We start from the raw sequence: 10424 nt of genomic DNA, 5'->3' as shown, positions 1-10424 counted from the left end.
TTCTTTACATCAAAAACGGAATCACTTTTTCGAAACCCCTATAATGACAGATATTTATCTCTATTTACATAATAATTTACTCCTTTCAAAATCACTTGTTTATAAACATTTTATTCAGTTAAAAAATGTATTCAAAACCATGCTCCGTATTTATTGACCTATCTTTGCATCAAATCTTAATTACATTAATTATGAATAAGTTTACTCGAAAAATGATGCTTGCAATCGCATGTATAATTGCAGGTTGTATAAATGTTCAAGCGCAATACCAATTGCCGAATCCCGGATTTGAGGGAACATGGAAAGAAACAACTTGGGGAGGCTTTCTCGGCAAATCGACAGAAAATGCCCCCCAATATTGGCATTCTTTCGGGACTGCTGCCGGAGATCTACAAAGTATGACAAAAGCCTCTGTTTCTCAAAGTACCGACACCCGTACAGGATCAGGCAGTTGCGCAAAAATTTCCGCAACAAACCCTATAGGTAATGTCATAGGAAATGGAACACTTACCACCGGCAGAATGAATGCCGGTAGCATGACTCCGACTGACGAAACGGGGAATTACAATTTTACTGATCTTGAAAATGAAGAGTACCAACAAAAATTTACCGGTCTCCCCGATTCCATCTCATTTTGGGTAAAGTCGAAAATGGCAAGTTCGACCGAAGAAGCCCGGATGGCAGCAATCCTGCATGACAATTTTCGTTATCAAGATCCGACAAAAGACGAGACTATTCTCAGCCACAAAATTGGATCTGCAGAATTGAACTATACAACGACCAATGAACAATGGGTACAAAAGACCGTTAATTTTGAATATACTCAAAATGCTACACCCTCATTTTTATTACTAACTTTCACTACAAATAAAACTGCGGGTGGAGGAAGTAAAGAAGATGTAGTATATATCGATGACATCGAATTTATCTACAATTCAAAATTAGAATCATTGAAAATCGGAGGCGTAGCGGTTGACGGATTTGATAAAGATACCTATAACTATACGATAACAGGTGACGGAGTCGTTCCTACCGAGGACCAAATAGAAGCCGTATCGGACGGTAAAGGGGCATCGATAACCCAATCGACAAATGGGAACACCATAACAATTACAGTATCAGGAAACGATATTTCTATCAATCCTGAAAATAAGCATGTATATACACTCACTTTTGCTAAAGATCTTCAAGTAGAAAAATTTGCCGGAATATATAACGGTTCTATCGACATAGATCTGTCAGTAATGGGAGCTGAACCTCCTGTTCTAACCGTTCCGGATCAAATAACCATTGAAAAATCTGAAATAAATGAGTTGCAACTTACATTAAAGAATTTCTCATTTATCGGATTAACATTGGGAGACATTACCGTAGATAAGATTTCAGTGACTGAAAACGGCTCTAACTACGATATTAACAGCAAAGAACCGGTTACATTAAGCCTGATGGGAGGCTCAATTCAAGCAAGTGTATCTGTTTCAGGAACAATTCAAGCAGACGGTACTACAACCGCAACAATCGATGTAGATGCTACCGGTCTTGGAAAAATCCCTGTAACCTTTAAAGGCAAAAAGATAGAAGAAGGATTACGCCTAAATGAATTAGCTATATCAGGTGAAGCGAATGCCATCACTTTCGATCCTAACGTATTCAATTACAAATCTTTGGACATTACTTCTACCGATATCCTTACTTATACAGCCGATCCTTCATTAAAAGTAAACATCTCTATGGACGGAAACTGGATATATTTAAATGTAACCGACGGAGATAAGGCAAATATTTACAAACTGGCAAATGCAGATATTTCAAAACCGATAAAAGCGATTACTGTAAATCAAGCTATAGACGGAAATTTGGAATTATCCAACGGCTCGGAAATAAACGGAAATGCGACTGTTTCAGGAACGATAAGTTATGTTAAACAAATCGACGGAAACGCATGGAATGTAATCGGATTGCCATTCATTCCTACTGTAAATGCCATAACAGACAATACAACCGTACCTGCAGAAGCAGACTGGTACACTTATACGAACGAAAACGGTGAATATAAACCTCAATCTTTAAGTGCGGTAAATAATGCCTGCATTATGAAGCTCAAAACATATAATGAAGCTACAGCATTAGAATTGATCTCCATAGCTGGCAGTTCAATAAAAGGTGGTGAATTAACGATTACAGAAGGCTATAATATCTGTCCGAACAATACTTTGGCTACTCAAAAATTGACAGATCTCATCACTGCCGATACCTATTACCTGTTCGATCAAACAGCCCAAGTGTTCAATATAGTATCAGAACCGTCAACAGCAACCGTTGCTCCATCGGAAATGTTCATCGCTTTAAAAGGTAACAATCCGGTTGCGACAATCGTAACTCCTGATGTTTATGAACAGGGAATCGAAAATAACGGAATAATCGAAAACTTAAAGATATATAGTATAAACGGAAATGTATTTGTTCAAGGCTATACAGGTACTGTCGATATTTATCTCTTAAATGGAGGTAAAGTTGCTCAAAAAGAGGTATCCGGAAGCGCAACATTCTCATTAGAACCGAACACTTATATTATCCGTACCGGGACTAAAGCGACAATAGTAATAGTAAAATAATAACATCGTGTTTATCTTAATATAATAGAAAAGGCGTCAAATGACGCCTTTTCTATTATATACCTCTCTGCTTTCATAACTATCAAGAATCTAATATCTCCTCCTTTTTAAAAGGGAAAACTTCAATACGACAGAATCTGCTATTGAGAGCCTGTCTAAGTTTTCCAATAAAAAAAATACCATCAGGTCATCTTTGCGCTTTCTTCCGATCTTTTTTCCCGTTTTCACTCGTCAGATAACCTGCTATCCTCCTCGTAAAAACTAAAAACACTTTTAAAGAAGCTATTCAAATAAATTGTTAAAAAATAATTTTGCAATGTGCATATTACAATTATATACTATTTTTGCAAAGTCAAGATTACAATATTTATTTAAATGGAAACAAAAGATCTCAAATTCGGAGAATTAGACGAAGGTTTTACCATAAAAGAAGCCATAGAAGAAGCTAAACGATGCCTCAATTGCAAAAACCCCTTATGTATTAAAGGCTGTCCCATCGAAAACAACATACCGGGATTTATTCATCAGTTATCTATGGGAAACATCGGTGCAGCGATGCACATCATCAATGAAAAAAGTAATCTTCCGGCAATATGCGGACGAGTATGTCCACACGAAAAACAGTGTGTCGGTCATTGTGTTTTAAATGCCAAAAAACGTCCGATACAAGTAGGAAAGTTAGAGCGATTTGCAGCAGACTTTGACGGAAATATGGGTTTAATACGAGACAAAATACCCCAAAAAACGAGAGGAAAAGTTGCCGTTATCGGATCAGGTCCGGCCGGTCTGACCGTAGCAGGAGACCTGGCAAGAGAAGGATTCAATGTCATGATTTTTGAGGGAGAACAAGAAGCCGGGGGTGTATTGATGTACGGAATTCCTGAGTACAGGCTGCCTAAAGATGTAGTGCGCAAGGAAGTAAAAAAAATCGAGGCCTTAGGAGTAACGTTTATTACGCAATGTATGGTAGGTCAAGCTATTACGGTAGATAACATGTTCGAACAAGGCTTTGATGCCGTATTTATCGGTTCGGGGACAGCATTGCCCAAATCTCTCGATACTCCGGGATATACGCTAAGAGGCGTCACACAGTCTTCCTACTTTCTCCGCATGGCGAGTTTGTGCAACACCGGAAGTATAGGAAGAGAAGAAGTTCCGGTAAAACAAGGCGACATAGTCGGCGTCATCGGAGGGGGAAACGTAGCTATGGATGCCGCCCGAACAGCTCTGCGCATGGGTGCAGGAAAAGTATATGTATTGTTCAGAAGAACAATGGACCAAATGAGTGCACTACAAACAGAATATAACGAGGCAGTCGAAGAAGGCGTCGAATTTTTATGGGAAACCACAGTTACCGAATTTATCGGCTCTAACGGTAAACTGGAAAAGATCAGAGTCAAAACTCCGGAAGGTGAAAATTTTATGCCGATAGATCGGATTTTGTTGGCAATAGGTTCTCGTCCGGCAAATAGGATCGTTTCCACGACTTCCGGTATAAAGGTCGATGACACAGGATATGTCATTACCAAAGAACGCCCTTACGGAATGACTACCCGAAAAGGTGTATTTGCAGGCGGTGATGTCGTACACACTCCGCAAACCGTCGTTCTGGCAATGAAAGAGGCGAAACAGGTTGCTAAAGGTATTGCCCAATTTGTAGATGCTAAAAAGCTTTTAGAAGAATAATCATTTTTACAATACGACTATACTTACATTGCGTCCATTAACAAGGGGAAATTTGCCTGATAACCTGCCTGAATTTCCGATGCAGAAAACATCATCAGGTCACTTTTGCGTTTTCTTCCGGTTTATATCGAAAATCCGGCCCGAAACAAAATTTAGGCAGACGCCTTGATCCGAATAAAAATATTCATCGGTCGATACGCTTTATCGAATAGTTTTTCGTAATATTGCGTCAGAAAAATAACCGAACCGCTATGCTTACATTAGATAAGATTTATCAGGCTTCTTACGTACTGAAAGAGGTTATCCGTCATACTGATCTTATATATGCTCCGCAAATCAATCCGGACAGTCAAATATATCTGAAACCGGAGAATCTGCAACTGACCGGTTCTTTCAAAGTAAGAGGTGCCTATTACAAAATATCCCAACTTACCGATGAAGAAAAAGTTCACGGCGTTATCGCCTGTTCTGCCGGGAATCATGCTCAAGGCGTAGCTTTAGGGGCTACTAAAAACGGAATAAAATCTTTGATCTGTCTTCCGGCCGGAGCTCCTATTTCAAAAGTAGAAGCTACAAAAAAATACGGGGCAGAAGTGTGTCTCGTCGAAGGAGTTTATGACGATGCTTATCAAAAAGCATTACAACTGAAAGAGGAAAAAGGTTATACGTTTGTTCATCCGTTCGATGACGAGAATGTTATTGCCGGACAAGGAACTATCGGACTCGAATTATTAGAAGAACTCCCCGATGTAGATGTAGTGATCGTCCCTGTCGGTGGCGGAGGACTGATTTCCGGTGTTGCTTTTGCCATAAAATCGCTGAAGCCCAACGTTAAAGTTTACGGTGTACAGGCAAGCGGAGCTCCCAGTATGCTCAATTCTATAACTAATCAGAAAATAGAACGTCTCAACTCGGTATCGACAATTGCCGACGGTATCGCCGTAAAAGAACCGGGTATTCATACCTATGACATCTGCAACAAATATGTCGATGGGATCGTTACCGTAACCGATGATGAAATCTCTACGGCAATATTGACGCTTATCGAACAGCAGAAACTGATAGCCGAAGGAGCTGGTGCTGTATCGGTGGCAGCCGCCATGTTCAATAAAGTTCCGGTCAAAGGGAAAAAGGTGATATGCCTTGTATCCGGCGGGAACATCGACGTAACGATTCTTTCCCGTGTCATCAACCGAGGGCTTCTCAAAACCGGAAGATCTTATACGCTTACGGTAGAGCTGGTAGACCGTCCCGGTCAATTGGTCGGCGTAACCGGAATTATTGCCAGAATGGGGGCTAATGTTATTTCGGTCCATCACGAACGGGCGGGCAGCAAAGACATAACAGGCTGCTATTTGCAAGTCGTTATGGAAACCCGCAATCACGAACACATCGAAAAAATCCGGCAGGAGCTGATTCGGGAAGGTTATCATGTTATTTCTTAAACACGGATATTTATGAAACACAGACTTGCCTCAAGCCTATCTCTTCTTCTATTATGTTTATTAATCTTACCGGCTTGTCAACCGAAAAAACAGAATACGGATAATAACGAGAACAGAGAAAACCACGAAAGATTTCCTCTTTCCGAATGGGTCATCGAAGATGAATCGGACTCGGCAAGCTTTACATTCCTGCACGATACGTTAGAGATCGTTTCTCCCAAAGGTCTCACCATGTGGTATAACCGGGAACTTTCGGGTAACTACAAAATATCCTACTCCATATCTCTGCGCATGGACGGACGAGAAAGCGACCGGCTCGCCGACATGAACTGTTTTTGGGCCGCATCCGATCCTTTGCATCCCGATTCGCTTTTCTTCCGGTCGGAAGAACGGCACGGTATATTCAAAAATTATAACTCTCTGAATCTTTATTATGTAGGATACGGAGGGAATGACAATACGACAACCCGTTTCCGGAAATATCACGGGAAATTCTATGGTACAGAGGACGATAACCGAGTAAAACCGTTGTTACAAGAATATACAGACGAAAAACACCTGTTGAAGCCGAACAACTGGTATAATGTCGTTATCACGGTGCAGGACGGTGTCTCACAATTTTCGGTAAACGGTGAAGAACTTTTCCGACTGGAAGATAAAGAACCGTATGAAAAAGGATATTTCGGAATACGGTTATTAGAAAACCGGGCACAAATAACGGCATTCAGCGTAGAGAAACTCTGATTTTTTTAATCCAAGACCGGAATTAATTTCCCCGATCATCATTTAAACCGGATATCGACTTGTCCGACCTTAGCGCTACCCTGCCATATAGGACCGCTTTTCAATAATCGGACCGCTTCTCGATCTAATGAAGGACATAAAGATTTTCTAACTTCGATATTTACCGGACGACCTTGTATGTCTATTTCGAAAGCCAAAGATACTTTACCCGAAATATTTCGGCAAGTATCTGCCGGAAGCCGCATCTCCCGTTTCAGATATTTACGGAACTCTTTCCACCCCACGATCGGCTCTAAACCGCTGGATTTTACTATCACCGATTCGCTTAAAGCCATCGGATTTTCCGATAGGACAACCGACATAGGAGAATTCGGATCGGCGCAGATTGAAGCAGTTTCAAATCCTACGAATGAAAATTGTAAAGAATCTTTTCCTGAGACCGGTATCGAAAATCTGCCATCCGATCCGGTAACAACCCCTGTTTTTGAGTTTTTTATCTGTACGGCAACTCCTGCCAAAGGGTTACCCGACTCATCGGTAACAATCCCGGTCGCTTCATGAGCAGCAGTAACAAGCGGTCGTGCTGCAGCAACAGCACGTTTACTCATAGCCATGACTTTTACCTCGTCTTTCGGTGCATCGGCAAGTCTCACCTCATCTTCCGAAACGACATCTGTACTCATCGCCAAAGACTCTTCAACCACACCCTCTTTATTTTTCTGTCGGATAACAGGGGCATTATGAGCCTTTTTTATTTCATCATCACTACGGAGTATTTGTTCGGTCTCTTTCTCTTTTGCCTCAGCGATCAGGGGCGGAACGATTTTAGTCTCGACACTTTTTCCCGTATCCGCCCAAACAGCCTCCGCTTGTCCGGCAGTAGTATCCATTGCCGTCATTTCGACTTTTTCTTTTCGGTAAGAAAAGAAATTGACCGCAAACAGAATCAAAAGCCCGGCAACCAAACCTGCTAAACGACGAAAATCGGCCCTCTCTAATGACGAACGGGAAACTTTACGATGCAAATTCTCCAAATGACGAGAATGGTCGCCCGGTACGGCATCATATCCGTCGATCGCATCATTCAGAAAAGGGTCGTTCAACGCTTCCTTCTCCAAATCCCGGGCAGCCTTGCCCCTTCTCCGGCCTCGTATGTATTGCTTCAAATTCATTCGTCACCCTGTTTTAAGATACAAATTTTCAAGTTTCTTTTCCCATTCTGGATATAACTCTTTACATGGTTCAAAGAATAACCTGTCCGACTTGCAATATCAGCATACGACTGTTCTTGCATAAAGAACAATTCGATGCATTCTCGCTGCTGCGGAGGTAACTGCCTCATACATTTCTGCAACGCCGGCAAACGAGAATCCTCCTCATCGTCACTTAATAGATGCACGATATCCGCCGATTCCATAAAATCGGCATCAAAATTCACCGGAATTTCCCGTTCTTCTTTCCGTAAGAGTTGAAAACAATGATTTTTTACCACGCTATATAACCATGTACGAAATAGGGTAATCTCATACCGTCCTATTTTTTCGGTCAACTCCTCAAAAAGCTGCATTACGGCATCTTCTGCCTTCTCGGCATTTCCCAGATATTTCAAACAGACTCCGTACAATAACGGAATATAACGGTTATACAGTTCGCCGAAATATTTCGTATCACCCGTTCTATTATACCGAGCAAGCAACTCTTCATCGGGCAAAGACGATATGTGCGGTTTAAAAAACGTCGATTTGATTTTTCGGTAAAGATAAGGGTTACAGTTCAAAACGACAAAAGAAAAAATTTTTTTCATCCCGTTTATGGAATTATGGCAAGCCGAAACATCTATATAGCAAACAACAAAAATAACGTATTATCTAACTTTTAAAATTGTACATTATGAAAACCCTTAAAATTAAGTCGATATTTAGCACAATCTTGTGCGTTATCTGGATTTCCGGACTATCCGCTCAATCCTTGACCGTAACGGGAACAGTAACCGATGAAAATGATCAGCCACTTATCGGAGCAAATGTTTCGATAGAAAAAAGCCGGAAAGGAACAGTAACAAACGAACACGGAAAATATTCGATCGAAGCGATACAAGGTGACATCATCCGTTTTTCTTATATCGGATATAAAACCCAGAAAGTAAAAGCCAACCGAAAAATAATCGATGTCAAACTATATCCTGACAACAATTTGTTGATGGAAGAATGTGTCATAACGTCGGATGAAGTAAGTAACCGGGCAATCAGTAGTAAACAAATGGCGGTCAGAAGTCTCGGTATGCCGGCGCTTATCTACGATCGATATGCAAACCGGGAAGAGTACAACCATAATGCCGAAAACCGATTCAAATCTCCCGTCAAAGATCCCCTATCGACATTCTCTATCGATGTGGATGCTGCTTCGTACAGCAATATAAGAAGATTTATCAACCAAGGTGAAATGCCTCCGAAAGATGCCGTACGCATCGAAGAGATGATCAATTACTTCAATTATAATTACCCGAAACCAACCGGAAATGATCCGGTACGAATCACAACGGAAGTCGGTATCTGCCCGTGGAATAAAACTCATCGTCTGGTACAAATCGGATTAAAAGCCCGGGAAATCGAAAACCAAAACCTCCCGGCATCGAATTTCGTATTTCTGATCGATGTATCGGGTTCTATGTTCGGACCGACACGTCTCGAACTCGTAAAATCCTCTCTGCGGCTACTGGTGAACAACCTGCGTGAAAAAGACCGGGTAGCCATCGTCACCTATTGCGGAGATGCGCGGGTCGCCCTACCTTCTACTCCGGGAAATGAAAAACAAAAAATCAAAGATGCTCTCGAAACTCTCACTGCGGGAGGATCAACCGCCGGAGGTGCAGGCATAAAAGAAGCTTATCGTATTGCTCAGAAAAACTTTATCGCACAAGGGAACAACCGGATCATACTCTGCACCGACGGAGATTTTAACGTCGGCGCATCCAGCGAAACAGAATTGGAGAACCTGATCGAATCGAAACGAAAAGGCGGAATCTTCCTGACTGTTTTAGGTTATGGAATGGGAAATTATAAAGACAACAAGATGCAGATACTGGCTCAAAAAGGGAATGGCAATCACGCTTATATCGACAATATTCAAGAGGCGAACAAAGTCTTGGTAAACGAATTCGGCAGTACGATGTATGCTGTCGCCAAAGATGTAAAACTGCAAGTAGAATTTAATCCGGCAAAGGTACAGTCATACCGTCTCGTCGGATATGAAACACGAATGCTGAATAATGAAGATTTTAACGATGATACTAAGGATGCCGGAGAAATGGGTGCAGGACACACGGTCACAGCCCTTTATGAAATCATCCCCACCGGAATATCAGGTAATATTCCGGGAAGTATCGATCCGTTGAAATACCAGACCGAAACGAATATAAACACGCAAACAAGCAACTCTTCGGAACTACTGACCGTGAAACTCCGGTACAAAACTCCGGAAGAAGAAAAAAGTAAAAAAATAGAAAAGAGCGTAACGGATATGGGTAAAGATAACGTATCACCGGATTTCCGGTTCGCTTCGGCAGTCGCCATGTTCGCTCAACTACTCAAAGACTCGGATTTCAAAGGCGAAGCTACTTATGACAAAGTCATCGAGACTGCCAATAAAGGTCTTTCTTTCGATCCGGAAGGATACCGTGCCGAATTTGTCCGTCTTGTACAAAGTGCAAAAGGATTGAATAAATAAGAGCCTGTTTAAATTTTATTAGAAAATTTAAGTTCAGGAGGGTGTGTCAAAACTCAATTTTTGAAGATATGAACTTATAATTTGAAATTTGAGCGCCCTCAAAAGGCTAAAAAAGGGTCGTATCAAGCTCTGTATTGAGTAATGATACGACCCTTTTTAATGTCATAGTTACAATCTATAACTTTTCGGAGGGGACATTTTAGTTTTG

7 protein-coding genes are annotated in these 10424 nt (G+C 41.3%); 5 read left to right on the top strand and 2 right to left on the bottom strand.

All coding sequences use genetic code 11. The features are described from left to right. Positions 1-191 precede the first annotated feature (191 nt). The 4 genes from AC1WHX_RS07255 (at position 192) to AC1WHX_RS07240 (ending at position 6490) form a co-directional block, all read left to right on the top strand. Complete coding sequence (locus AC1WHX_RS07255) at positions 192-2615, top strand: calycin-like domain-containing protein (RefSeq protein WP_303115549.1); 2424 nt, start codon at positions 192-194, stop codon at positions 2613-2615. 375 nt (positions 2616-2990) lie between these two features. After that, positions 2991-4301: an FAD-dependent oxidoreductase gene (locus AC1WHX_RS07250; RefSeq protein WP_122338264.1), complete on the top strand. Its 1311-nt coding sequence runs from the start codon at positions 2991-2993 to the stop codon at positions 4299-4301. Positions 4302-4552: 251 nt separating this feature from the next. After that, positions 4553-5746, top strand: a complete 1194-nt coding sequence (gene ilvA / locus AC1WHX_RS07245; RefSeq protein WP_022390468.1) for a threonine ammonia-lyase — start codon at positions 4553-4555, stop codon at positions 5744-5746. A 12-nt stretch (positions 5747-5758) separates the two neighbouring features. After that, positions 5759-6490: a DUF6250 domain-containing protein gene (locus tag AC1WHX_RS07240; RefSeq protein ID WP_122338263.1), complete on the top strand. Its 732-nt coding sequence runs from the start codon at positions 5759-5761 to the stop codon at positions 6488-6490. Positions 6491-6528: 38 nt separating this feature from the next. On the opposite strand, the gene AC1WHX_RS07235 is transcribed toward AC1WHX_RS07240, so the two are convergent. Together AC1WHX_RS07235 and AC1WHX_RS07230 are read right to left on the bottom strand one after the other, a co-directional pair. Next, complete coding sequence (locus AC1WHX_RS07235) at positions 6529-7662, bottom strand: energy transducer TonB (RefSeq protein WP_122338262.1); 1134 nt, start codon at positions 7660-7662, stop codon at positions 6529-6531. Next, entirely contained in the window at positions 7659-8294 is a 636-nt protein-coding gene (locus tag AC1WHX_RS07230) for an RNA polymerase sigma factor (RefSeq protein WP_122338261.1), read from the bottom strand. The genes AC1WHX_RS07235 and AC1WHX_RS07230 overlap by 4 nt, the downstream gene beginning before the upstream one ends. 86 nt (positions 8295-8380) lie before the next feature. Between AC1WHX_RS07230 and AC1WHX_RS07225 the strand changes: the two genes are divergently transcribed. Next, positions 8381-10216 (top strand): vWA domain-containing protein, encoded by a 1836-nt coding sequence (locus AC1WHX_RS07225; protein ID WP_303115541.1) that lies wholly within the window; start codon positions 8381-8383, stop codon positions 10214-10216. Positions 10217-10424 lie beyond the last annotated feature (208 nt).

This window comes from Coprobacter sp., from assembly GCF_982436375.1.
This window is presented reverse-complemented; position numbering and strand designations above follow the sequence as displayed.

Excerpts from the sequence above, each read along its gene's own strand:
- AC1WHX_RS07255 (WP_303115549.1), top strand. The coding sequence starts at position 192 with ATGAATAAGTTTACTCGAAAAATGATGCTTGCAATCGCATGTATAATT.
- AC1WHX_RS07250 (WP_122338264.1), top strand. The coding sequence starts at position 2,991 with ATGGAAACAAAAGATCTCAAATTCGGAGAATTAGACGAAGGTTTTACC.
- ilvA (WP_022390468.1), top strand. The coding sequence starts at position 4,553 with ATGCTTACATTAGATAAGATTTATCAGGCTTCTTACGTACTGAAAGAG.
- AC1WHX_RS07240 (WP_122338263.1), top strand. The coding sequence starts at position 5,759 with ATGAAACACAGACTTGCCTCAAGCCTATCTCTTCTTCTATTATGTTTA.
- AC1WHX_RS07235 (WP_122338262.1), bottom strand. The coding sequence starts at position 7,662 with ATGAATTTGAAGCAATACATACGAGGCCGGAGAAGGGGCAAGGCTGCC.
- AC1WHX_RS07230 (WP_122338261.1), bottom strand. The coding sequence starts at position 8,294 with ATGAAAAAAATTTTTTCTTTTGTCGTTTTGAACTGTAACCCTTATCTT.
- AC1WHX_RS07225 (WP_303115541.1), top strand. The coding sequence starts at position 8,381 with ATGAAAACCCTTAAAATTAAGTCGATATTTAGCACAATCTTGTGCGTT.